Below are 22,687 nucleotides of genomic sequence, written 5' to 3'. Positions count from 1 at the left end.
AAGAAGTGAGGAGCGCCGTTTGGCCGAGCCAAACGCCCCGCAGGAAGTCCCCTTGGGGGACAAGGGACGAGCGACGCCGCCATGCGGGCGATTTCGGGCATTCCCGTGATATGAATTTTTTGATTTGGGGTTGCCACGAGAACGGCCGCTCGCCGCGTTGCGCTCCTTGCGAATACGTCAGTATTCGCGGCGTCCCACGGGGACTTCCGTTGGTCGTCGCGCGCCTCGCGAGCGGCCGTTCTCGTGGCAACGCATGCGCGTTCCATATGTAAACAGACCCTAACAACAAACACGCAATCGAACCTGAGATCGACGCCATGAGCACGCCTCTGAAGACCCTGATCACGAAACTGAACCCGCTGTGCCGCCACGCGACCGAGCGTGCGGCGAGCGCGTGCCTGGCGCGCGGCCACTACGAAGTCGATCTGGAGCACCTGTTCCTCGCGTTGCTCGAGGAGCCGGCGGGCGACCTGCCGCTCGCGCTGCGCGCGAGCCGTGTCGATCCGCATGCGCTGCGCGCCGATCTGGAGCGCGAACTGACGCGCCTGAAGACCGGCAACACGCGCACGCCTGTGTTCTCCGTGCACCTGATCGCGCTGTTCGAGCAGGCGTGGCTGATCGCGTCGCTCGATTCGCAGCTCGGCCGCATCCGTTCCGGGCACCTGTTGCTCGCGCTGCTGACCGCGCCGGATCTCGCGCAGTTCGCGCAGCGGATGTCGTCGCAGTTCGCGGAAGTGAACGTGACGGACCTGAAGCACAAGTTCGACGAAATCATGGCCGGATCGAGCGAGGCCGAACCGCGCCAGGGCGATACGGAAGACGGCGGCCTCGCGCCGGCAGCCGACGGCGCGGCGCCCGCGGCGGGTCCGTCGAAGACGCCCGCGCTCGACACGTACACGACCAACCTCACGCAGCGCGCACGCGACGGCAAGATCGATCCGGTGATCGGCCGCGAAGCCGAGATCCGCCAGGCGATCGACATCCTGATGCGTCGCCGCCAGAACAACCCGATCATGACCGGCGAGGCCGGCGTCGGCAAAACGGCGGTCGTCGAGGGCCTCGCGCTGCGCATCGCGGCCGACGACGTGCCGCCGCCGTTGCGCGGCGTCGCGCTGCACGTGCTCGACATGGGGCTGCTGCAGGCCGGCGCGAGCGTGAAGGGCGAGTTCGAGAATCGCCTGAAGAGCGTGATCGACGAGGTGAAGAAGAGCGCGCACCCGATCATCCTGTTCATCGACGAGGCGCATACGATCATCGGCGCGGGCGGCCAGGCCGGCCAGAACGACGCGGCGAACCTGCTGAAGCCGGCGCTCGCGCGCGGCGAGCTGCGCACGATCGCCGCGACGACGTGGAGCGAATACAAAAAGTACTTCGAGAAGGACGCGGCGCTTGCGCGGCGCTTCCAGGTCGTGAAGGTCGAGGAGCCGAGCGAGCCGCTCGCGGCCGCGATGCTGCGCGGGATGTCCGGCCTGATGGAAAAGCACTTCAACGTGCGGATCCTCGACGATGCGATCACCGAGGCCGTGCGTCTGTCGCACCGCTACATCAGCGGCCGCCAGCTGCCGGACAAGGCGATCAGCGTGCTCGACACCGCGTGCGCGAAGGTCGCGCTCGCGCACAGCGCGACGCCGGCGGCGATCGACGACACGAAGAAGCGCATCGAACGGATCGACGCGGAAATCGCGTCGCTGGAGCGCGAGGCGGCCGGCGGCGCGGCGCATGATGAGCGGCTCGGCGAGCTGCGCGGCGCACGCGACACGGCGCTCGAACAACTGGCGAAGGACGAAGCGCGTTATGAAGCCGAGCGCGTGATCGTCGCCGAGATCACCGAGCTGCGCGATACGCTCGACAAGGCACGCGGCCCATCGGAAGACGGCCAGCCGGTCGATGTGCAGGCGACCCGCGACAAGCTCGCCGAGCGCGTCGCGGCGCTGCACGCGCTGCAGGGCGGCGAGCCGATGGTGCCGCTGCAGGTCGACGGCCATGTCGTCGCCGAGATCGTCGCCGCGTGGACGGGCATTCCGCTCGGCCGGATGGTGAAGGACGAGATCGACACCGTGCTGAACCTGCAGCCGCTGCTCACCGCGCGCGTGATCGGCCAGGACCATGCGCTCGACGCGATCGCGCAGCGCGTGCGCACCGCGACCGCGAACCTCGAGGATCCGAACAAGCCGCGCGGCGTGTTCATGTTCGTCGGGCCGTCGGGTGTCGGCAAGACCGAGACGGCACTCGCGCTGGCCGACATCCTGTACGGCGGCGAGCGCAAGATGGTCACGATCAACATGAGCGAGTACCAGGAAGCGCACAGCGTATCGGGCCTGAAGGGCTCGCCGCCGGGCTACGTCGGCTACGGTGAAGGCGGCGTGCTGACCGAGGCGGTGCGCCGCAACCCGTATTCGGTCGTGCTGCTCGACGAGGTCGAGAAGGCGCACCCCGACGTGCTCGAGATGTTCTTCCAGGTGTTCGACAAGGGCGCGATGGACGATGCGGAAGGGCGCGAGATCGACTTCCGCAACACGCTGATCATCCTGACGTCGAACGTCGGTTCCGCCGCGGTGATGCAGGCGTGCCTGAACAAGCCGGCCGAGGAACTGCCCGATCCGGATGCCCTTGCCGAGACGCTGCGCCCGCAGCTGTACAAGACGTTCAAGCCCGCGTTCCTCGGGCGGATGAAGGTCGTGCCGTACTACCCGATTTCCGACGACGTGCTGGCCGAGATCATCGAGCTGAAGCTCGAGCGGATCCGCCGCCGGATCGAGGCGAACCACAAGGCGGCGTTCGAATGGGACGAGTCGCTTGTCGACGCGGTGCTCGCGCGCTGCACCGAAGTCGATTCGGGCGCCCGCAACGTCGACCATATCCTGAACGGTACGCTGCTGCCGGAGATCGCGGGCCACGTGCTCGGCCGGATCGCCGACGGCGCGGCCATCGCGCGCATCGCGGTGCACGCGGACGAGGCCGGCGAATTCACGTACACCGTCGAATGAGCGCGGCCGCGCATCACCCAGCATTGATGAACTGAAACCATGCCGATCAATCTCCCCGAGCTGCTGACGCCGATCAGCGATGCGTCGCCCAGCGGCGACGACCTGCTGTTTTCGAACGAATTCGACGCGATCCAGGACGCGCGGCGCTACGACGATCCGACGCTCGACCAGGGCGAATGGGTGACCGAGATCAAGGAGGCCGACTGGGGCTTCGTCGTCGATCACGCAGGCGAGCTGCTGCGCACGCGCACGAAGGACCTGCGGCTCGCCGTGTGGCTGACCGAGGCGCTCGCGCTCGAGGACGGCATCACCGGCCTCACCGAAGGTTATGCGCTGCTCGAGGGCCTGTGCCGCGACTTCTGGGACACCTTCCACCCGCTGCCCGAAGACGACGACATCGAGCACCGGCTCGGCAACGTCGCATGGCTGTCCGGCCGCACGGCCGAGCTGCTGCGCGCGGTGCCGTTGACGGACGGCGCGTCGAACGCGTTCAGCACGCTCGACTGGGAAGTGGCGCAGCACGTCGCGCAGGCCATCAAGCGTGACCCCGAACACGCGGACGACATCGCACGCGGCAAGCCGTCGATCGAGCAGATCGATTCGTCGCGGCGCGTGACGTCGATCGCGTTCTACACGGCGCTGCTCGCGAACCTGAAGGCGTTCGAATTCGCGCTCGATGCGTTCGAGGAGCGGCTCGTCGAGCGCGCGGGCGATTCGGCGCCGAGCTTCCGGCAGGCGCGCGACGCGTTCGAGACCGTGTACCGCCTCGCCGAGCGCTTTGCGCGCGAGCAGGGTTATACGGGCAGCGCGCCGCACACACAGTCGGCACCGCAGGCGCAACCCGAGCGCATCGAGCCGGTGTTCGGCAATCCGATTCAGACCGAGGAGACTCACGTGCAGCCGCAGCCCGTTCCGCGCGCCCCGGTGACGCAGATGATCGCCGGCATCCAGAACCGTGCGCAGGCCGTCGACCAGCTGCGCGCGGTCGCCCGCTATTTCCGCCAGACCGAGCCGCACAGCCCGGTCGCGTATCTCGCCGACAAGGCGGCCGAATGGGCCGACATGCCGCTGCACAAGTGGCTCGAGAGCGTCGTGAAGGACGACGGCTCGCTGTCGCATATTCGCGAACTGCTGGGCGTGAGGCCGGACGAGCAGTCGTAAACGCGAAACGGGCGGCGCATCGCTGCCGCCGCCCGTCGCCTGCCGGGCCGCTTCGCACGAAGCGGCCCGTGACATCCCTCTACGCTTACTGCCCCACCCGGAACTCGATCCGTCGGTTCCGCGCCCGCCCGTCTGCCGTATCGTTCGGCGCGATCGGCTGATCCGGCCCGACACCCGTCGTCGTCATCTGCTGCGGCGGGATGCTCTTCGTGATCAGGTAACCCTTCACCGCATCCGCGCGCGCCTGGCTGAGCGCGATGTTCGACGTGCGGTTCCCCGAGTTGTCGGTGTGGCCGATGATGTCGACCGTGCGGTTCTGCATCTTCGCGAGCGCGGCCGCCATCTGGTCGAGGATCAGCTTGCCCTGCGGCGTGAGCGTCGCGCTGCCCGTCTCGAACTCGATCGTCCGGTTCGCGAGCGTCTGGTCGAGCACGCCCTGTTCGGATGCCGATACGCGCAGCCCGTTCCTGATCGTATACGTCGGGTTCAGCGTGTTCGCCATGTCGCTCGCGAGCTGCTGGCGCTGCGCTTCGTTGTGCACCTCGCCCTTCATCTCGATCTGCGTGCCGTTGATCTTCAGCTGCCCCTTGCTGATCTGCTTGAGCTGCGCGCCGAGCAGCTTCTGCACGTTTGCGCTCCAGTTCGGCGGCGTTGCGACGTCGCCGACCTCGATCTGGTCGACGACGTTCGTCGCGCCGTAGGTGTCGCGCAGCTTCTGCAGCACGGCGGCCTTGGTCGCCTCGTCGGGCACCTTGCCGCCGACGACCACCTGGCCGGGTGTCGCGGCCGCGGGCGGCGGCGTGATGGTGCTCGCGGTGCCGGCCGTGCCGTGCACGACGGCGCCTGACGCCGTCCCCGGTGCGGCACCGGGGTTCGCGGGCAGCGCGGTCGTCGCGACCGTGCCGTTGCCGACCGGCGTGACCGTCGCGCCCGTGTTCTGCGCGAAGGCCGTGCCGCTGCCGATGAACAGGCCGGAGGCGAAGAGGGCGGCGAGGACGTGATTCATGCGATGCATCCCGTCAGCCTCCGATGAACGCTTCACGGAACGCGTCGATGGCGACGCGCAGCGAGAGTTGCGGTTGTTCGAGGTAGCTGACGAGCTTGCTGATCTGGTGATCGTTTTGCGCATGGGCGTCGATCCACTCGGGATCGTCGATGTCGATGTTGTGGGCGGCGTAGGTCTGCGGGTCGACGACGCTCAGCAGCGTCTTGGCCGACGCGCCGTTGAAGCCGATGATGAGCCGTTCGCGTTCGGCGATCGTGCCGATGAAGATCGCGAGCTCGAAGTCGGCCTGCGCGACGAACGGCGCGATCAGTTCGAGCCAGAACGCGGCGACGAGGCTGCGGTAGAACGGATCGACCGGCAGCGGCAGCGTGAGGCCGCGCTCGATGTGCGACGAGCCGCTCTGCATCACCGGCCGCAGCAGCGAGCCGAGCGCGAGCATCGCGCCGCGCAGCCGCACGGGATGACCGCTGTCGAGCAGCATCTCCTGGAGGCCGTACAGCGACTGGTGTTCGACGAAATCGTTGAAGGTGCCGTCATGCGACGTGCCGGGGCCGCCGACGTCGATCGGCACCTGCGTGTCGCCGAGCGCCTGCAGCGCGCCGGGCGGCTCGTCCTTGCCCAGCAGCGGCGGGATCTGCGTGGCGACGCGCGACCACAGCCGCGCGAACGCCAGCGGGCTGCGCGCGAGGAACGCGAGCGGCCGGTCGACCTCGAGCGCCGTTGCGCCGAGGAACGGGAAGCGGCGCATCGACACGTCGTGGCTCGCGACCATGTGGCCCGCGATCGCGAGCTTGCTGCGCGAGCCGAGGAACGCGAAATGCATCGGCTTCGCATCCTCGTAGACGAGCTTCCAGCGCGGATCTTCCGCGAGCAGTTCGAGCGCCTGCGCGATCCAGCGATCGAGCGTCTGCAGCAACTGCGGATTGTGCGGGCTCTTCACGAAGTCGCCGCGCGACGGGATCTTGCCGAAGTAGGCGATTTGCGCCTGTACGGTTTGCGTCATTGCGCCCCCTGTGCATTCGTTGCGTTGGCGGCCGCGACGGCCGGCGCTGCGGCCGGCGTACCCGTGCCGGACTGGGTCGCGTTCTGCGCGGCGCCCGCGCTCGCGTCGGCGACCGACGACGGCAGCTGCAGGCCGCGCAGGCTCTGCTGCTGCGGCTGGTCGCTGCCCCCGCCGCCGGACGGTTGCGACGTGCTGATGATGCGCATCGTCACCGACACGTTCACGCTGCCCTGCGCCCACGTCAGGTCGAAGGTGCCGTCCGGACGGCGCTTGCGTTGCGCCGAGTTGATCAGCTTCTCGAGGCCGTAGCGGCCCGGCTCGTTGACGAGCTGCACCGTGCGGCCGTCGAAGGTCGTCGCGGACAGCGTCGCGCCCGGCGAGCCCTGCGGGTTCGGCCACACGAAGTTGGTCCACTGCGGCGGCGTGTTGCGGTAGCGCAGTTGCTGGCCGTCGATCGCGATCGTGTATTCCGTCGTGCCCGTGCTCGGCTGCGGCAGGATCTGGAACACCGTCTGCGGCTCGGACGACGCGGCCGCGCCGCCTGCCGCACCGCCCGCGAGCGGCGCGACCCAGCGCGCGAAGCCGTTCGTGAAGTCCGGCGTGAGGCCGATGCCCATGTCGCCCCACGTGCGGGCGGCGAGGGTATCGCCGCGGCGCACCGCGAGCGGCCCGAGCGTCGTGCCGACGAACTTCGCGATCGAGCCGTCCGGACCGAACACCTGCGCGATTTCACCGGCGCCGGCCTCGACCTTCGCGCTCGCCGCGAACGGGTACTTCGTCGCGAGCGAGTTCTGGAACGGCTGGTAGACCTGCGCGTTCCACACCTTGTTGACTTCGGCGCTGGCCGGCTGGATCACGACCGCGAACGCCTGCATCAGCGGCCGCACGAGCAGCGGACGCAGCGACTTGCGTTGCGAATCGGTGAGGCCGGTCAGCATCTGTTCGTCGACGAGCTTCAGCGAATCGGCGAGTTCCGAACCGTTGCCGTCGAGCGTCTGCTGCATCAGCTGGCGCGCGCCCGGGCCCGGGTCGCCCTGGTTCTTGATCACGTTGAAGCGCGTGCGGACCTTCGACAGCGACTCCATGTAGCCCTTGAGCATCGACGTGCCGTCATGCACCGCGACGATCCGCGCGAGCCCGATGAATTCCTGGCCGATCGGACCCATCGGCACCTCGGCCGGATTGCCGTTGATGTCGATGTTGGCGGCCGCCACCTGGCCGGCCGGCGAGCGCGAGAACAGTTGCTTGACCCAGTTCACGACACCCGTCTGCGCCTTCTTGATCGTCACGTTCGCGAGCGACGGGTTGTCCCATGACGTCTGGTCGTACGCGGTCTCGAGGATCTTGCGGATCGGCGAATCCTGCGGGTCGCCGAGGCGGTTCATCCCGTCGACGGCCTGGCCGAAGCTGCTGAAGCCCTGCACGGCGATGCCCTGCATGAACTTCTGCCAGTGCTGCGCATACTCGGTCTTGTACATGCCGACGAGCGTCTTCTGGATCTGCTCGGGGCTGCCCTCGAGCGTCAGGTCGTCCTGCGTCGACGTGTTCAGCACCCAGTCCTTCGCCTGCAGTTCCTTGGTCGCCGCGTCGCGGATCGCCGGCTGCACGTAGTCGAACCACGCTTCACGCGTGAACGTGCCCGGAATCGCGTAGCTGCCTGCCACGAGCCCCTGGTTGCCGTCGCCGACGATGCGCGCGATGGTCATCGGCGCGAAGCGGGTCGACGCGCGTGCCTTGATTTCCTCGTACACGCGCTGGCGGGCCGGCATGCCGCGTACGACGCGGCGCAGGTTCTCGCGGGTCTGGTCGACGAGCGCGAGGTTCGCGTCGATCATCGGCCAGTCGTCGTCGTTCACGCGCGACAGGTAGAACGAGATCATGCGCTCCGCGCTCTTGATCATCTCGTCGCGCGGCATGTTGCCGCGATTCGTCTCGAGCCATCCGCGCCAGAAGCGGGCGAGCTGGTCGGTCAGGTGCGCCTGCTCGACGTGACGCTTGTCGGACAGCATGAGGTACGTCTTGAGCGCGTTGTACGCGTCCTGCACGTTGGTCGGCGACGCGTCGCTGTAGAGGCCGCCCTGCGGAGCGGCCGGCTGTTGCGCTGCGGCCGGCGCGGTGCCGGACGCGGCCAGTGCGGCACCGGCCTGCGGCGCGGCGCCTGCCGCGTTCGTCGAGACCGGAATCGCGCCACCCTGCACGGCGCCCGATTCGGGCGGGCGCGTCATCGGCACGAGCTGCTCGGGGTGCGCGTTCACGTCCTTCATGAACGACGCGAGATTCTGCGACACGGGGGCCAGCAGGATCTGGCGCACGCCGTTGTAATACTCGGTCAGCAGGTGCTGCTCGAGACGGTCGCCCTGGTACAGGCCGAGCGACACCGAGACCGGCTTGTCGCGGCGGAACTGCTCGAGCTGCTCGATCCGGTCCTCGAGGATGTCCATCGCCTGCAGGCGCGACTGCAGGTCGTTGCGGCCCTGCTGCAGGCGCGTGACGTTGTCGAGGTCGGCCTGCACGTTCGCGACGAGCTGCTGGTTGCCGATCGTCGACCAGGTCCAGCCGCCCAGCGCGAGCGCGAGCGCCGCGACGAAGCCGAAGAAGGTCGCGTAGCGCAACCGGGTCTTGGTCGGGCTCGCGAACTGCCGCACCGTCTGGCGGTCCGCGAAGATCACCTTCGAGAACAGGTCGCGCAGGAAGAAGCCGTTCTTCGAGAACGCGCTGTGCGGCTTCGGCAGCGCGCTGCCGTCGAGGCCGAAGCGCTGCGCGATGCGCTGCGCGGCCGCGCTGTTGGTTTCGCCTTCCTGCAATGCGCTGGTGAAGTAGAAGCCGCGGAAGATCGGCTTGTACTGGAACGGGTTGTTCTCGAACAGCGTCGCGAGGAACGCGCGCAGCGACGGCTTGATCGTCGAGAATTCGAGCGGGAAGCTCAGCTGGCCCGGCGACAGCTGGTTGCCGCGCGACAGCGACAGCTGCGCGACGCTGATTTCCTTCAGCCCTTCGTACAGTTCCTCGAAGTGCGTGTCGAACTGCGCGACTACGTCGCGCTTGTCGTCGGGCTCGTAGGGCAGGGTGGCGCCCCACACGCGGTCGTACTCGTGCTTGTCGCTGCTGCTGAAGAATTCGGTGAAGCCGGTGATCAGGTCGGCCTTCGTGAACATCACGTAGACCGGTGCGAACACCTCGAGCTTCTCCGTCAGCTCCTGGACGCGCTGGCGGAGGTTTTTCGCGAGGTTGATCGCGAATTCGGGGCGGTTGCCGGTGAGTTCGGCGATGCTCGCGGTGACGATGATGCCGTTGATCGGCGCCTTCGGGCGATAGCGCTTGAGCAGGCCGAGGAAGCCGAGCCATTCGCTGCGATCTTCCTCATGCACCGAATAACGGCCGGCCGTGTCGAGCAGGATCCCTTCGGTCGTGAAGAACCAGTCGCAGTTACGCGTGCCGCCGATGCCGTGGATCACCGCGCTGTTCTTGTCCGCGAACGGGAACTGCAGGCCGGAATTGAGCACGGCGCTGCTCTTGCCCGCGGCCGGGTTGCCGATGACGATGTACCACGGCAGTTCGTACAGCGCGGAGCCGCCCGACACCTGGCCGATCTTCGACGTCTTGATCGTCTTCACCGCGTCCGACAGCCGCGTGCGCAGCACGTCGAGATCGGCCGTCTTCGCGTCGGGGGCGAGCGCGGCGGCGGCGGGCGCGGCGATCTTGCCGGTTTCCGCCTGCTCCTCCAGCACCTGGCCGAGCTGCTGGTTCGCGCGCTTCACGCGCCAGCGGCGCCACAGCGCGACGACGAGCCACAGCGCGAGGATCGCCGCGAACGCGATTGCCGCCCACAGGAGCGGCAGCTGGAGCATGTCGGCGACGATGAAGAGGATGGCCGCTAGCGCGACGATCCCGACGATCGAGAGCGTACGCGGATGAGTCAGCACGTTGAGGATGCGTTGCATAGGACGTTCAGGTTCCGGTGCGATTCGGTGAGGCGACGCAGGCGCGTCGAGCGGCAAGGGTGGCGCCGCGATGTGTCGCCATGCTGTCAAACGGGATGAAGGGGGCTGGCATCAATGCGCCCGCGGCATCGGAGAAGGCGCGCGCATTAACGAAAGGACGCTGTGAGATTTAAAACGGAAGCGGCGGCCGGAAAAAATCGCGCACCGGAATGCATGATTTTTTGCGCCGCCCATATCGTTTCCTGCCGGGATATTAAAAAGCCCCATGCCGCCCTCATTATTTCCTGTCCGGCAGCCCTGGCTAGCTGCCGCGTCCCAGTTTAAAACCGGGTTTATGGTATTCCACGTGCCCGAGATCCATCATTTTCCAGCGGCCCCCCCAGGTCAGGCCAACCTGTTCGGCGACCTGGCCGTACAACTGGTAGCCGCGCATCGCCCACGGATCTTTCTCGGAAATGACCAGCTTGCCGTCGCGCAGGAATGCGTTGTCGGCCGCCAGCCCGAATTGGTGATAACTCTGGAAGGCCGCCGCGTTGGTCACGTTGCCGCCCATTGCCGCCAGCCGGTTCTGCCGTTCCGGGCTCCGGTAACCTTCCAGCAACGCCATTTCATATCCATATTGTTCGTGCATGATCTTGTAGACCAGCAGCAAACGAGTACGGAAATCCGGATCCAGCAGGTTCCAGTCGCGGCTTGCATCCTTCAGCGCCGGACGTACCTGTTCGACTTCCTTGGTGGCGAAGACTTCCGGCGGCAGCGGCGGGGGCGGTACGAGCTGTTCGCCCTGCAGCAGGGCGGCGATCTTCTCGTCGGGCACGCGCGCCGTGTCGTCGTACTGGAACAATTGCCGGCCGCGTAACGCAATGGCGACCAATGGCGGCGTCGCAAGAATACCTGCCGATACCATAATCATCAAGCGCCGTCGAACCAGTAAATTTTGCACATCGTTTAAAGCGCCGCGCGTAACGCTTGCCGATTTAACAATCTGACTTCGCGTACGCGCGGCGCGATCGTTCGCACGGCGTGTAAGACGGCCGTGAAACTGGGCGACGGATTCGAAAACGGTCGCGCGGATACCCGGTAAAAGCAACAGTGCCGCAACTGCTACGGCAAGGGCGAAATAGGCGACGAGTGCGACGGCAATCAACGAAATCCCCGGAAATTGGAATTGATTGTGTTTTGCAATGCTTGCTCTTAGAATCAGGCTGCTTCGAGAGGCCGGGCTATATTATCGCGGTGAATTAAACCAGGATTCAATGAGACGCTGAATGAGTGCGCCGGAAAATTCAAATTCGAAATCTCCGCCCAGCCTGCTGTCCGATACCAAACCGGCAGGCGACGGAGCTCAGCAGTCGCGCATTCTCGCGAATCTGGAAGGACGTGTCACGCCGCCGGCCGAACCGCCGCGCCGTTCGCTGAAGGCGCCGATCGCAGCCGTCGTTGCACTGGTGGTTGCCGTCGGTGGCTGGGGTGCATGGCGCATGCAGCATTCGAACGAGCAGGCCGCCGCCGTCACGGCCGAGGCCGCACCCGCGCCGGCGAAGGCCGCAGCGGCCAGCGACGCTGCCGTGCAGGTCGCGCAAAATGCGGCATCCGCCGCGCAGCCGGCCACGATCGTCAACGACGACGCAGCTTCCCGAACCGTTGCTTCCGCATCGTCCGCGTCCGCCGCGGACAACAGCCGCCTGTCGCGTGCGCTCGCCAACGGCGCCGACGATGCATCGGGCACGGCCACGGCCGGTGCGGCGGCCGCTGCCGCTGCTGCTGCGACCAAGACCGCGAAGGCCGACGCAGCGAAGAACGCGAAGGTCGCGGCGCACGGCAAGACCGACACGAAGGCCGAAACCAAGGCTGACGCAAAGGCCGAGGCCCGCAAGCATCGCAAGGAACAGCAGGCCGAGCTTGCGCAGGCGAAGAAGCGTCGCGACGCGACGTCGACCCGCACCGCAAGTGCGAAGGCGGCCGGGAAGGACGATCCGGATGCGGATCTGCTCGCGGCGCTCGTCGCGCGCACGAAGCCCGCCGACAAGAAACTCGCCGCGCAGAAGGCGCAGGCCGTGCCGACCAAGACGGCCGCGACGGCCGGCTCGCTGGCGTCGCGCGTGAAGGAATGTTCGGAGCGCGGTTTCTTCGAGGATCAACTGTGCCGCTGGCGCGTCTGCGAAGGTCACTGGGGCAAGGATCCCGCGTGCCCGAGTGCCGCGCAGTCGGAGACGCGGCAGTAACGCGTCTCGTGTGCCGGCCTGCCGCACCTGCGCCGCCCGTTGGGCGGCGCGTTGCTTTTGGGGTGCGGAATCGGCCGGTATGATGCGGCGTGACGCTGTCACCGGCGCGTCATGCCCGTCGGGCATACGTTTCCTTTCCTTTTCCGGCGCGGGTTCGCGACCCGCGATGCGCGGCGCGCCGCGCGCCGCACGACCTTCGACACGATGGACCTGATCGTACAGACTTACGGCGCCGATACGTCCGGCATGGTGTGCGGATTCCGCTTCGATCCGGGCGGATCCGGCGCGACGCTCGACGCCGACACGGCCGCCGCGTGGCTGCGCACGTGCCGCGAGCGCGATGGCGCGTCGGACGATTTCGTCTGGCTGCACTTCAATCTCGCACACGGCGCGAGCGAGCGCTGGATGCGCACGCACCTCGATCTGCCCGACAGCTTCTTCGAATTCCTCCACGAAGGGTCGCGCTCGACGCGCATCGAGCAGGAGGACGGCGCACTGCGGGCGATCGTCAACGACGTGATGTTCAACCTCGAACTGACGCCGTCGGAAATCGCGACGCTGTTCGTCCACGTCGAGCGGCGCATCATGGTCACCGCGCGGCTCAAGCCGCTGCGCTCGGTCGACACGCTGCGCGCGTGCGTGCGCGACGGCGAGCAGTTCCGGTCGCCGGCGGAGCTGCTCGTGCACCTGCTGCGCGACCAGGCCGACCTGCTGATCCAGATCATGCGGCGCACGAGTGTCGACGTCGATCGCATCGAGGACCGCTTCCTGTCGCAGCGGCTCACGTCGAGCCGCATCGAGCTCGGCGCGATGCGCCGCACGCTGACGCGCCTGCAGCGCATGCTCGCGCCCGAGCCCGGGTCGATCTTCCGGCTGCTCGCGAAACCGCCCGCGTGGCTGCACGTGGAAGACGTGCAGGAGCTGCGCGAGTCGACCGAAGAGTTTTCGCTGGTGCTCGCCGACCTGGCCGGGCTCAACGAGCGGATCAAGCTGCTTCAGGAAGAGATCGGCTCGCGTCTCGACGAGCAGAACAACCGGACGCTGTTCACGCTGACGCTCGTGACCGTGATCGCGCTGCCGATCAACATCGTCGCCGGCTTCTTCGGGATGAACGTCGGCGGCGTGCCGTTCTCGGAGAACAAGCACGGCTTCTGGCTGATGGTGCTGCTCGTGGCGGGCTTCACGGCACTCGCCGCGTGGTGGGCATTCCGCCGGCGCGACGACCGCTAGCGGCATCGACCCGTCAGCGCAACAGCGCGATCGCGCGTTCGCCGATCACCATTCCAAGCAGCCCGACGAGCGCGACGAGCGGCGGGGCCGGCGAGCGCACGTGCAGCAGCGCATACAACACGCCGACGCCGAGGCCCACCGCGAGCGAGGTCACGTAATCCGTCATGGCGGTCTCCCGTGTGATCCGGCGTCAGGGTTTGAGGATGACGCGCTCGCGCGCACCAGCCAGCACCGCGCGATACGCATCGTGCGCGCGCTCGAGCGGATAAATGTAGTCTTCGCCGATCGGGAACGGGCGCAGGGTGCCGTTGCCGAAGCCGGGTGCGAGCGTGTCGAGGATCTGCGCGACCGCGGCGCCGCCGAGCTGCAGCGAATCGATGCCCACGAACGTGTGCTGGCCGCGATAGAACGCGAAGATGTCGAACGGCACGCTGCGCTCGATCGTCGAGATGAAGATCTGCCGCGCACCGATCGCCATCGACGCGTTCGCCGCTTCGAAGTACGGGCTGCCGACCGTGTTGTAGACGATGTCCGCGCCGCGGCCGCCGGTCGCTGCGCGCACCGCGTCGGCCACCGGTTCTTTCGACGCGTCGATCATGTGCACGTCGCTCGATGCGTGGCCACGATAGCCGCCGGCGCTGCGCTCGACGCCGATCACGGTTGCGCCGTGCGCGGTCGCGAGCTGGATCGCGGCCTGGCCCACCTTGCCGTTCGCGCCGAACACGAGCACGACGTCGCCGGCCGTCGGCATGCCGGCGCGGCGCAAGCCCTCGTAGGCTGTGACGAACGGCACGCCGACGCCGGCCGCTTCGTCGAGCGTCAGCACGGCGGGCTTGCGGCGCACCAGTGCCGCGTCGAGCACGAGCCATTGCGCGTGCGAGCCGTCACGCCCGACGCCGAGATCGCCGCCCGAACCCCACACTGGCGCGCCGATCCAGCCTTCCGGGCCGCTGCGCACGATGCCGGCCCAGTCGCGCCCGGGCGTGCGCGGCCACACCGCGTGCGGCATGCGGCCGAGCGCGGCCTTCACGTCGCTCGGGTTCACGCCGGCCGCGTGCACCTCGATCAGCATCTGGCCGTCGCCCGGTACGGGCGTGTCGATTTCCCTGACCCGCGCGTCGAGCGACTCGATGTCGGCGGCGGGGGCGTCGAAGCGGATGCTGCGCATGGTGATCTCCGTGGCGGTTGGCTGCCGCGCGGCCCGGTGGGGCGGGGCGTGCAGCGAGTGAAATGGATGAACGCAGTCTAGTCGGCCCGGTTTGACGCGGAAACCCGCAAAGACGGATGATTGTTTTGCGATAAACGCATAGCCAAATCCGAAGGCACCGAATGGACGATTTCCTTTCCCCGCACCTGGCGCTGTTCGTCGACGTGGTCGACCAGCAGAGCTTCTCGGCGGCCGCCCGCCGGCTGGGTGTCGCCGCGTCGTCGGTCACGCGGCGCATCGACCGGCTCGAGACACAGCTCGGCATCCGCCTCCTGCATCGCACCACGCATGCGCTGCGGCCCACCGAGGCCGGGCAGTTGCTGTACGGGCGCGCGACGCGGATGCTGGCCGAGCTGCGCGGCCTGCAGGAAGACCTGCACAGCCAGCAAGACGAGCCGAGCGGGCTGCTGCGCGTCGACTGTCCGGCGCCGTTCGGCCGGCGGCACCTGGTGGCCGCGCTGGCCGCGTTCATGCAGCGTCATCCGGCGCTGCAGGTCGACCTCGTGCTGACCGACAGCATGGTCGACCTGCAGGGCGCGCGGCTCGGCTCGGACGTCGATCTCGCGGTGCGTATCGGCCCGCTCGAGGACACGCGCCTCGTCGCAACCGTGCTGGCACCGCAGCGGCGCGTGCTGTGCGCGAGCGCGGCGTATCTGGCGCGGCGTGGCGAGCCGGATACGCCCGACGCACTCGCCGGACACGACTGCCTCGCCTGGCACGGCGTGCCGCCGCCGGGCGCGTGGCGCTTCGGCGAGCGCCGCCACGCGCCGGCGCAGCCGCGGTTTCGCAGCAATCATTCGGAAGCGTTGCTCGAAGCCGCGATCGACGGGCTCGGTCTCGCGCACCTGCCGACCTGGCTCGCGGGGGACGCGCTGCGCGACGGCCGCTTGCGCGCGGTGCTGCCGCAGTTCGCGGCGGCGCCCGAGCCGGCGACGATCCACGTGTTGCGCCAGCCGGCGCGCGGCACCGCACGCGCGTCGCGGCTCGTCGCGTTCCTCGCGACGTGGTTCGCGCAGCCGGCGTGGGATGCCGCGTGGGCGTGACGACGACGGCGGGCGACGGCCGGCGACGTGTCGCCGGGCCTGACGCACGCCGGGCATGAAAAAGGGCCTCGCACGCGAGGCCCGTCAAAGGTCGGAGAAACCGGTACGCCGGCCGGCCGCCGCAGGCTGCGCGGCACCGGCCGGGCGCGCACCGTTACTGCGTGACTACCTTGCGCGGCTTGAAGATGCCCTGGTATTGCAGTGCCGGGCGTTCCTTCGTCACCGGTTCGATGCCGCCGAAGGTCGGCGTCTGGCGCAGCTTCATCGCGGCCGGCGATGCGACCGAGCCGATCGACGTCGAGCGCGATGCCGGCGCGAGGTTGTTCGCGACGAGCAGCGCGGCTTCGCTCTTCAGGTTCGCGAGCAGCACCGGATCGGTCGAGCCGTTGACCTGCGTGAGCAGCCCGCTCCAGGCCGCGTCGCTGTAGTTCACGACGTAGTAGTCGAGCCCGCTCGGGTCGGCCACCACGCCCGTGCAGCCGTCGATCCGCGTTTGCGTCTGCGTATCCTTCAGCGCGAGCGTCGTGCGTTTCGCGAGACCCTGGCCGTACGCGAGCGTGATCGGCACCGTCCACTGCAGGCCCGGATACGCGTTCTTGTTCGGGAACGGCTGCTGTTTCAGCGTGACGACCGTCTGGTTCTTCGTCAGGTCGCATTGCGTGTCGAGCGAGATCAGCGGCACGCCGGTCTGGCGGACGTAGCTGTCGCCGATCGCGCCGATCGCCTGGCCGCTTTCCTTCGACAGCGCATCCCACAGGCGCTTCGGTGTGCCGTTGCCGAACGAGTAGTCGACGAGGTACTGCTGCAGACCCTTGCGCAGCGTCTGTTCGCCGAGATAGTTCTCGAGCGTCTTCAGCACGTGGCCGCCCTTGTCGTACGTGAACGCGCTGGCGCTCAGCACGAAGTCGTTCGAGGCCCAGCCGTTGAAGTTCGGCGCGACCGGGAAGGCGTTCGGGCCGATGTCACGATTGATCACGCGGTACTTGTTCTTCACCTGGTCGAGCCAGCTGAACTCGTCGGGGAAGAACTGGATCGTCGTCTTCGTCTCGAAGAACGTCGCGAACGACTCGTTGAGCCACACGTTGTCCCACCAGTCGGTCGTGACGAGATCGCCGAACCACTGGTGCGCGACTTCGTGCGTCAGCACCTCGTTGCCGTAGTGCGACATCGGCTGGCCCGGCTGCGGCAGGATGTCGTCGGCGAACTCGAGGATCGACCCCCAGTTCTCCATCCCGCCGAAGTTCAGGTCCTTCTGCTCCTTGAACGCATCGTTCGCGGCCACCGTGTCGAACTTCGTGAGCGGCAGCGCAATGCCCGTGTAGCGGTAGTAGAAGTCGAGCGCCTGCTTGGTGCGGTCCATTGCCGGCTTCGCCCAGTCGCTCATGCCCGGCGGCGTGAACACGCGCAGGTGCAGGCCGCCCTTGCCGCCCGGCAGCGGGCTCGTGAAGTCGTCTTCATAGGTGTCGAACTGGCCGCCGCCGAAGAACAGCAGGTACGACGGCATCGGCGGGGTCTTCTCGAACTGCACGAGCTTGTAGCCGCCGCCGACGTTGGTCGACGGCTTCTCGGCCGCGTTCGACACGACGCGCCAGTTCGACGGCACTTCGGCCGTCACTTCATAGGTCGGGCGGAACGCCGGCTCGTCCCAGCCGGGGAACCACTGGCGCGACAGGTTGGTTTCGCCCTGCGTGAGGATCGCGCCGCTCGTCTTGCCGTCGGTGCCCTTCAGGTCGACGCGGAACACGCCTTCCGCGGCCGAGCAGCCCGGATACGGATCGTCGCCGCAGCTGCCGCCCGTCTTCGTGCCCGGATCGTCATACGACTTGAAGTTGATGATGCCCGACCACTCCATGTGCAGCGAATAGTTGCCCGGCGAGATCGTGCCGCTCACGGGGCGCAGCTGGTAGAAGTCGCCCTTGTCCTGCGGCGTCGCGATCAGCTGGATGTTGCCCGGCTGCAGCGTGATGCGGCCGTTCGTGAACTTGATCCGGTGGCCGGCGATCACGATGTTGTTGACCGGCTTCAGCACCTTGATCTCGACGTCGGCGCGGCCGTCGAACGCGTTCAGCGCGTCGTTCGGGCGGAACCACAGTCGGTAGTTCACGGGCACCACGGTGTCCGGCAACTCGACAGGCGACACGCTCTTGTCGACGTTGGATGCGCTCGGCGGCGCGTTGACGGTGGGCGACGAGCCCGAGTGCGGTGCGCCGGCGGAGCTGAGCGCGGAAGCGGAGCCTGCACCGCCGTCGTCACCGCCGCACCCGGCGAGTGCGAGCGCGGCGACGAGCGGCAGATAACGCATCTTGCGAATATCGATCGACATGACTGAAACCTCGATTGTTGAAAGAATCGTTCAGTGCTGCGAAAACGCCGGCAAAAACAATCCCCTCGCCGTTAATCAACAGCGATGAAAATGCCAATGACGGATTATTCGAAAACGCGGCGGCTGACTACGTGAAGGTAATCATGGTTTACTGCCCCCTCTGGATTTCCGGATGTCGGTTAACTTGCCGGTTCAAAATGGCCGGGCGCGTGTTGTACTGAGTTGATTTCGCGCGCACGACACGGAGCCGCACGCCCTGCGCGAGCGCGCGATTCCCTTGAACCGACGACCTACGGGGCTGGCCGGGCCGGGCCGCAGGATGGCCGGAAGGCGTGTCGCCGTTCCGTAAAATCGCCGTCATGCGGCTTCAAGCTTTGTCGGCTTGCTCGAAGGATGCGTAAATATACTTGATGGTTTTAGGTAAAGGAAACGAAAAATTTAGAAATTGCATCTATTGAATTCGCCGCGCTTCATTGAATGCTGGAAAGCATTAATGCGCTTTCCGTTTGGCTGGTATTTTCGTAGTTTTAATCTATTAACGATCCGGCGTGGCCGCGAAAACTACGAAATCCGGTGTGCGGGGGCGCACTCGGTACAATGCAGCGACGATCCGCTCACCGATTGCCGCGAGGAGGCCCCCATGCCACGAACCCTGTTCCGAATCGCGCCGCTGCGCGCCGTGCTGCTGCTGTTCGCCGCCGTGCTCCTGCTCGGCGGCTGCGCGGGGCTCACGCGCGATTCCGTGCGCGTGTCGGTCGCCGGGCTCGACCCGCTCGTCGGGCAGGGCCTCGAGATGCGTTTCAACCTGAAGCTGCGCGTGCAGAACCCGAACGACACGCCGATCGAATACGACGGCATCTCGGTGGCGCTCGACCTGAACGGCACGCCGTTCGCGAGCGGCGTGAGCGACCGCTCGGGCGTCGTGCCGCGCTTCGGCGAGGCCGTGCTCGACGTGCCGGTTTCCGTGTCGGCGTTCGCCGCCGCGCGGCAGGCGTGGAACCTGCCCGGCGCGGCTGCCAGCGGCGAGTTGCCGTATGCGCTGCGCGGCCGGCTCGCGGGCGGCGTGCTCGGCACCGTGCGCTTCAGCGATGCGGGCACGCTGCGCATGCCGGCGACGCCGGGGTGGGGCGGGTAGACGATGCCGGGCCGGACGAAGCGTCGCGATCGCGGCGCCGTCTGACGATTCCTGACGATCGGGCTTCGAATGCCTTACGTTTTGCGCGTCAATCGCGTTTAGACTGCCTCAGTCCGGAGGGCCGGGCGACTTTTTCGAGAGGACACCATGGCAGCGAAATTCGTCATCAAGAAAGCGAGCGACGGGCAGTTCCTGTTCCACCTGAAGGCCGCCAACGGCGAGATCATTCTGCGCAGCGAGCTGTACAAGACCAAGGCGTCGGCGGAAAACGGCGTCGCGTCGGTGCGCAAGAACGCGCCGGACGATGCGCGCTACGAGCGCAAGACCGCGAGCAACGGCCAGTTCATGTTCAACCTGAAGGCCGGCAATCACGAGATCATCGGCACGAGCGAGCTGTACAAGGCCGAAGCGAGCCGCGAGAACGGCATCGCGTCGGTCAAGCAGAACGCGCCGGATGCCGCGCTCGACGACCAGAGCTGAGCGGCCCGGTAGCGCCAATACGCCGCGGGCATCGCGCGGGTGGCAGTCGGGGCGGTCGCCCGCGCTTTGCCGCGCGGGCAAAGCGCGGTATGGTGTGGTCCGCGCGGCGCATGCCTGTAGCGCCGCCTGTCTGAAGCCAACCGTAGCCGAGCTCGCGTGACCGATTTCCCCGTTTTCCACTGGACCGACGCCGACGGCGCCGAACATGCCGTGCGCTGGCGCTCCGAAGCCGGCGTGCAGCCGCCGAAGCGCGCGGTGCCCGCCGACGACCGTCTCACTGCCGACGCGGCCTACCGCCTGGCCTGCGAGGGCACCGCGCTCGTCTGGCAGGGCGACTTCCAGAATGCGCGCCAGCTCGTGCAGGCGATGGCGCGCCGCGTCGAGCGCAAGCCGAAGAAGGCGAAGGCCGCGGTGGGCGTCGACGCATTCAACCTGCATCGTCTTGCGCAATCGCAGCGCGCCCGCACGCTCGGGATGCTGCTGATCCCGCTCGATGCCGACTACACGATCCCGCTGCGCCGCGCGCCCGACGTACGCGCCGCATGCGAGGAAGCGTACGGCCCGGGCGGCGAACCGACGGTCGTGTCGCTGCGCGAGCTGCTCGGCCTCGTCGGCGCGCACGAATGGCGCAAGAAGGGTGTGCCGATCCCGGCGCTGGGCGGCGCGCCGATCCATCCGCACTACGGCGTGTTCTCGCCGGTACGCGGCGAATACGTCGAGCTCGTCGCGCGCGCGCCGCTGCCGGCGACGTCGCTCGCGTTCGACGTCGGCACGGGCACCGGCGTGCTCGCGGCCGTGCTGGCGTCGCGCGGCGTCGAGCGCATCGTCGCGACCGATCAGGATCCGCGGGCGCTCGCCTGTGCGCGCGAGAACGTCAAGCGGCTGGGCCACGCGGGCCGCGTCGAGGTCGTCGAGGCGGATCTGTTTCCGGCCGGCCGCGCGCCGCTCGTCGTCTGCAACCCGCCATGGGTGCCGGCCCGTCCGAGTGCACCGATCGAATACGCGGTCTACGATCCGGACAGCCGCATGCTGCGCGGTTTCCTCGCGGGGCTCACCGACCATCTCGAGCCAGGCGGCGAAGGCTGGCTGATCCTGTCCGATTTCGCCGAGCATCTCGGCCTGCGGCCGCGCGACACCCTGCTGCAGTGGATCGACGAAGCCGGCCTCGTCGTGCTCGGCCGCGAAGACATCCGCCCCGCACACCCGAAGTCCGCCGACGCCGACGATCCGCTGCATGCGGCACGCCGCGCCGAGGTCACGTCGCTCTGGCGGCTCGGCGCACGAGCCTGACCGCGCATTTTCGGTAAACTATCGCCATTCCTCACGAATTCCCGCCGCCGGGCCGTGGTCTGCCGACCGTGGCCCGGCGCCGCATCACGATGTCGAACAAGACCCACGAAATCCGCCCGGAGCAGTCCGTCGAGCTGCTGAAGGAACTGCACATCCTCACCCGCGACGGGAAGCTGAACCAGGACAGCCGCCGCAAGCTGAAACAGGTCTATCACCTGTTCCAGTTCATCGAGCCGCTGCTTGCCGGCGTGCAGGCCGATCGTGGCAGCGTGACGCTCGTCGACCATGGCGCCGGCAAGTCGTATCTCGGCTTCATCCTGTACGACCTGTTCTTCAAGCAGCAGCCGGGGCACGGCACGGCGGCATTTGCGTCGCACGTGTACGGGATCGAGACCCGCGAGGAACTGGTCACGCGTTCGGCCGAGCTGGCCGCGCGGCTCGGGTTCGGCGGCATGTCGTTCCTGAACCTGTCGGTCGCCGATTCGATCACATCGCCGAAGCTGCCCGAAACGGTCGACGTCGTCACCGCGCTGCATGCGTGCGACACGGCGACCGACGACGCGATCCGCTTCGCGCTCGCGAAGCGCGCGCAGCACATCGTGCTCGTGCCGTGCTGCCAGGCGGAAGTCGCGGGCGTGCTGCGCAAGAACAAGGGCAAATCGCTCGCGAACGCGCTGACGGAAGTGTGGCGGCATCCGCTGCATACGCGCGAATTCGGCAGCCAGATCACCAACGTGCTGCGCTGCCTGCAGCTCGAAGCGCACGGCTACCAGGTCAGCGTAACCGAGCTGGTCGGCTGGGAGCATTCGATGAAGAACGAGCTGATCATCGCGCAGTACAAGAACCTGCCGCGTCGTCGGCCCGGCGAGCGGCTGAACGAGATCCTGGGGATGTTCGGGCTTGCCGAGCTGAACGCACGTTTCTTCGTGCCGGAAGCCGCGGCGGCGGGCGGCGAGGTCGCGGAGCCGGCTGAAGGCTGAAGCACGGGCGGGCGGACGGGCGGCGGCGCGCGGCGCGGCGCACGTTGCACGCCGCACGTTGCACGCCGCGTCAGACGTCGTCGCCCGGCCGGCGCATCCATTCGCGCCAGCCGTCGTGGCCGAGGCGGCGCAGTGTTTCCTGATTCCTTTCGTAGATCGCGGACGCGTCCGGGAACGCGTCGACCGCGCGCGCGATGCTGTCTTCGCGCAGCAGGTGCAGGATCGGATACGGCGCGCGGTTCGTGTAGTTCTCGATGTCGTCGGGCTCGCTGCCTTCGAACCGGTAGTGCGGATGGAAGCTCGCGATCTGCAGCACGCCGTCGAGCCGCAGTTGCCGCACCAGGCGGTCGGCAAAGAACAGCGCATCGTTGTAGTCGACGAAGTCGGCGAACGCATCCGGGAAGATCAATAGCGTCGTGTCGACCTGCTGCGGGTCGGCCGCGTCGAGCGCGCGCAGTTCCGTTTCGAGTTCGGCGAGCGCGTCTTCGAGCGTCGTCGCTTCGCTGATCGCGTAGCGCACCTGTTCCTTCACGTAGACGCTTTTCGCGAACGGGCACAGATTGAGCCCGATCACCGCGCGCGCGAGCCAGTGCCGCGTGGCGGCGAGGATGTCGTCGTGCGATTCGGGGCGGGTGTCGGTCATCGTGAAACCAGTCGGGCGGAAGGGCGGCGAGGG

At 67.6% G+C, this 22,687-nt stretch carries 16 protein-coding genes and 1 pseudogene; 9 read left to right on the top strand and 8 right to left on the bottom strand.

Annotation, left to right across the window (positions count from 1 at the left end; all coding sequences use genetic code 11):
* The first annotated feature begins 317 nt into the window (after positions 1-317).
* Positions 318-2,987 (top strand): type VI secretion system ATPase TssH, encoded by a 2,670-nt coding sequence (gene tssH / locus VK92_RS20745; RefSeq protein WP_048023629.1) that lies wholly within the window; start codon positions 318-320, stop codon positions 2,985-2,987.
* A 39-nt stretch (positions 2,988-3,026) separates the two neighbouring features.
* Complete coding sequence (gene tssA, locus VK92_RS20740; protein WP_021161813.1) at positions 3,027-4,148, top strand: type VI secretion system protein TssA; 1,122 nt, start codon at positions 3,027-3,029, stop codon at positions 4,146-4,148.
* 85 nt (positions 4,149-4,233) lie between these two features.
* Here the strand turns inward: tssA and VK92_RS20735 are convergent, their stop codons facing one another.
* The 4 genes from VK92_RS20735 to VK92_RS20720 all read right to left on the bottom strand — a co-directional run bounded on the left by VK92_RS20735 (position 4,234) and on the right by VK92_RS20720 (position 11,245).
* Complete coding sequence (locus VK92_RS20735) at positions 4,234-5,163, bottom strand: OmpA family protein (RefSeq protein WP_048023628.1); 930 nt, start codon at positions 5,161-5,163, stop codon at positions 4,234-4,236.
* 4 nt (positions 5,164-5,167) lie between these two features.
* Positions 5,168-6,157 carry a type VI secretion system-associated protein TagF gene (gene tagF / locus VK92_RS20730; RefSeq protein ID WP_021161811.1) on the bottom strand — a complete coding sequence of 330 codons (990 nt, stop codon included), beginning with the start codon at positions 6,155-6,157 and terminating at the stop codon, positions 5,168-5,170.
* Positions 6,154-10,098 (bottom strand): type VI secretion system membrane subunit TssM, encoded by a 3,945-nt coding sequence (gene tssM, locus VK92_RS20725; protein ID WP_048023626.1) that lies wholly within the window; start codon positions 10,096-10,098, stop codon positions 6,154-6,156. Before tssM ends, tagF begins: the two co-directional genes overlap by 4 nt.
* A 301-nt stretch (positions 10,099-10,399) precedes the next feature.
* Positions 10,400-11,245 carry a M15 family metallopeptidase gene (locus VK92_RS20720; protein WP_021161809.1) on the bottom strand — a complete coding sequence of 282 codons (846 nt, stop codon included), beginning with the start codon at positions 11,243-11,245 and terminating at the stop codon, positions 10,400-10,402.
* Positions 11,246-11,366: 121 nt separating this feature from the next.
* Here VK92_RS20720 and VK92_RS20715 point away from each other — a divergent pair, with 121 nt between their 5' ends.
* Both VK92_RS20715 and VK92_RS20710 read left to right on the top strand, forming a co-directional pair.
* Positions 11,367-12,323, top strand: coding sequence for a hypothetical protein (locus tag VK92_RS20715; RefSeq protein ID WP_048023625.1), 957 nt, complete (start codon positions 11,367-11,369; stop codon positions 12,321-12,323).
* 204 nt (positions 12,324-12,527) lie between these two features.
* Entirely contained in the window at positions 12,528-13,553 is a 1,026-nt protein-coding gene (locus VK92_RS20710; protein ID WP_048023647.1) for a transporter, read from the top strand.
* A gap of 16 nt (positions 13,554-13,569) precedes the next feature.
* Here VK92_RS20710 and VK92_RS40375 read toward each other — a convergent pair.
* A pseudogene (locus tag VK92_RS40375) lies at positions 13,570-13,719 on the bottom strand (DUF1427 family protein); the annotation flags it as partial.
* A 24-nt stretch (positions 13,720-13,743) separates the two neighbouring features.
* On the bottom strand, positions 13,744-14,721 hold the full coding sequence (locus VK92_RS20705) for a quinone oxidoreductase family protein (RefSeq protein ID WP_048023623.1): 978 nt from the start codon (positions 14,719-14,721) through the stop codon (positions 13,744-13,746).
* Positions 14,722-14,882: 161 nt separating this feature from the next.
* Here VK92_RS20705 and VK92_RS20700 point away from each other — a divergent pair, with 161 nt between their 5' ends.
* Positions 14,883-15,803 carry a LysR family transcriptional regulator gene (locus tag VK92_RS20700; RefSeq protein WP_048023621.1) on the top strand — a complete coding sequence of 307 codons (921 nt, stop codon included), beginning with the start codon at positions 14,883-14,885 and terminating at the stop codon, positions 15,801-15,803.
* Between the two features lie 154 nt (positions 15,804-15,957).
* Here the strand turns inward: VK92_RS20700 and VK92_RS20695 are convergent, their stop codons facing one another.
* Positions 15,958-18,126: a M1 family metallopeptidase gene (locus VK92_RS20695; protein WP_021161803.1), complete on the bottom strand. Its 2,169-nt coding sequence runs from the start codon at positions 18,124-18,126 to the stop codon at positions 15,958-15,960.
* 640 nt (positions 18,127-18,766) lie between these two features.
* On the opposite strand from VK92_RS20695, the gene VK92_RS20690 reads away from it, so the two are divergent.
* The 4 genes from VK92_RS20690 to VK92_RS20675 all read left to right on the top strand — a co-directional run bounded on the left by VK92_RS20690 (position 18,767) and on the right by VK92_RS20675 (position 22,011).
* Positions 18,767-19,261 carry an LEA type 2 family protein gene (locus tag VK92_RS20690; RefSeq protein ID WP_042976607.1) on the top strand — a complete coding sequence of 165 codons (495 nt, stop codon included), beginning with the start codon at positions 18,767-18,769 and terminating at the stop codon, positions 19,259-19,261.
* A gap of 147 nt (positions 19,262-19,408) precedes the next feature.
* On the top strand, positions 19,409-19,741 hold the full coding sequence (locus VK92_RS20685; protein WP_027788501.1) for a YegP family protein: 333 nt from the start codon (positions 19,409-19,411) through the stop codon (positions 19,739-19,741).
* A gap of 156 nt (positions 19,742-19,897) precedes the next feature.
* Positions 19,898-21,031 (top strand): methyltransferase, encoded by a 1,134-nt coding sequence (locus tag VK92_RS20680; protein WP_048023618.1) that lies wholly within the window; start codon positions 19,898-19,900, stop codon positions 21,029-21,031.
* 89 nt (positions 21,032-21,120) lie between these two features.
* Positions 21,121-22,011 (top strand): class I SAM-dependent methyltransferase, encoded by an 891-nt coding sequence (locus VK92_RS20675; protein ID WP_021161799.1) that lies wholly within the window; start codon positions 21,121-21,123, stop codon positions 22,009-22,011.
* Between the two features lie 70 nt (positions 22,012-22,081).
* On the opposite strand, the gene VK92_RS20670 is transcribed toward VK92_RS20675, so the two are convergent.
* Positions 22,082-22,654 carry a DUF1415 domain-containing protein gene (locus tag VK92_RS20670; protein WP_048023616.1) on the bottom strand — a complete coding sequence of 191 codons (573 nt, stop codon included), beginning with the start codon at positions 22,652-22,654 and terminating at the stop codon, positions 22,082-22,084.
* Between the last annotated feature and the right edge of the window lie 33 nt (positions 22,655-22,687).

The organism is Burkholderia sp. LK4 (assembly GCF_001043615.1).
GTDB classification, from domain to species: Bacteria; Pseudomonadota; Gammaproteobacteria; order Burkholderiales; family Burkholderiaceae; genus Burkholderia; species Burkholderia cepacia.
Note: the sequence above shows the minus strand (reverse complement) of the source record. Positions and strands in the feature narration are given on the sequence as shown.

Coding starts and splice junctions, on each gene's coding strand:
- tssH (WP_048023629.1), top strand. CDS start 318: ATGAGCACGCCTCTGAAGACCCTGATCACGAAACTGAACCCGCTGTGC.
- tssA (WP_021161813.1), top strand. CDS start 3,027: ATGCCGATCAATCTCCCCGAGCTGCTGACGCCGATCAGCGATGCGTCG.
- VK92_RS20735 (WP_048023628.1), bottom strand. CDS start 5,163: ATGCATCGCATGAATCACGTCCTCGCCGCCCTCTTCGCCTCCGGCCTG.
- tagF (WP_021161811.1), bottom strand. CDS start 6,157: ATGACGCAAACCGTACAGGCGCAAATCGCCTACTTCGGCAAGATCCCG.
- tssM (WP_048023626.1), bottom strand. CDS start 10,098: ATGCAACGCATCCTCAACGTGCTGACTCATCCGCGTACGCTCTCGATC.
- VK92_RS20715 (WP_048023625.1), top strand. CDS start 11,367: ATGAGTGCGCCGGAAAATTCAAATTCGAAATCTCCGCCCAGCCTGCTG.
- VK92_RS20710 (WP_048023647.1), top strand. CDS start 12,528: ATGGACCTGATCGTACAGACTTACGGCGCCGATACGTCCGGCATGGTG.
- VK92_RS20705 (WP_048023623.1), bottom strand. CDS start 14,721: ATGCGCAGCATCCGCTTCGACGCCCCCGCCGCCGACATCGAGTCGCTC.
- VK92_RS20700 (WP_048023621.1), top strand. CDS start 14,883: ATGGACGATTTCCTTTCCCCGCACCTGGCGCTGTTCGTCGACGTGGTC.
- VK92_RS20695 (WP_021161803.1), bottom strand. CDS start 18,126: ATGTCGATCGATATTCGCAAGATGCGTTATCTGCCGCTCGTCGCCGCG.
- VK92_RS20690 (WP_042976607.1), top strand. CDS start 18,767: ATGCCACGAACCCTGTTCCGAATCGCGCCGCTGCGCGCCGTGCTGCTG.
- VK92_RS20685 (WP_027788501.1), top strand. CDS start 19,409: ATGGCAGCGAAATTCGTCATCAAGAAAGCGAGCGACGGGCAGTTCCTG.
- VK92_RS20675 (WP_021161799.1), top strand. CDS start 21,121: ATGTCGAACAAGACCCACGAAATCCGCCCGGAGCAGTCCGTCGAGCTG.
- VK92_RS20670 (WP_048023616.1), bottom strand. CDS start 22,654: ATGACCGACACCCGCCCCGAATCGCACGACGACATCCTCGCCGCCACG.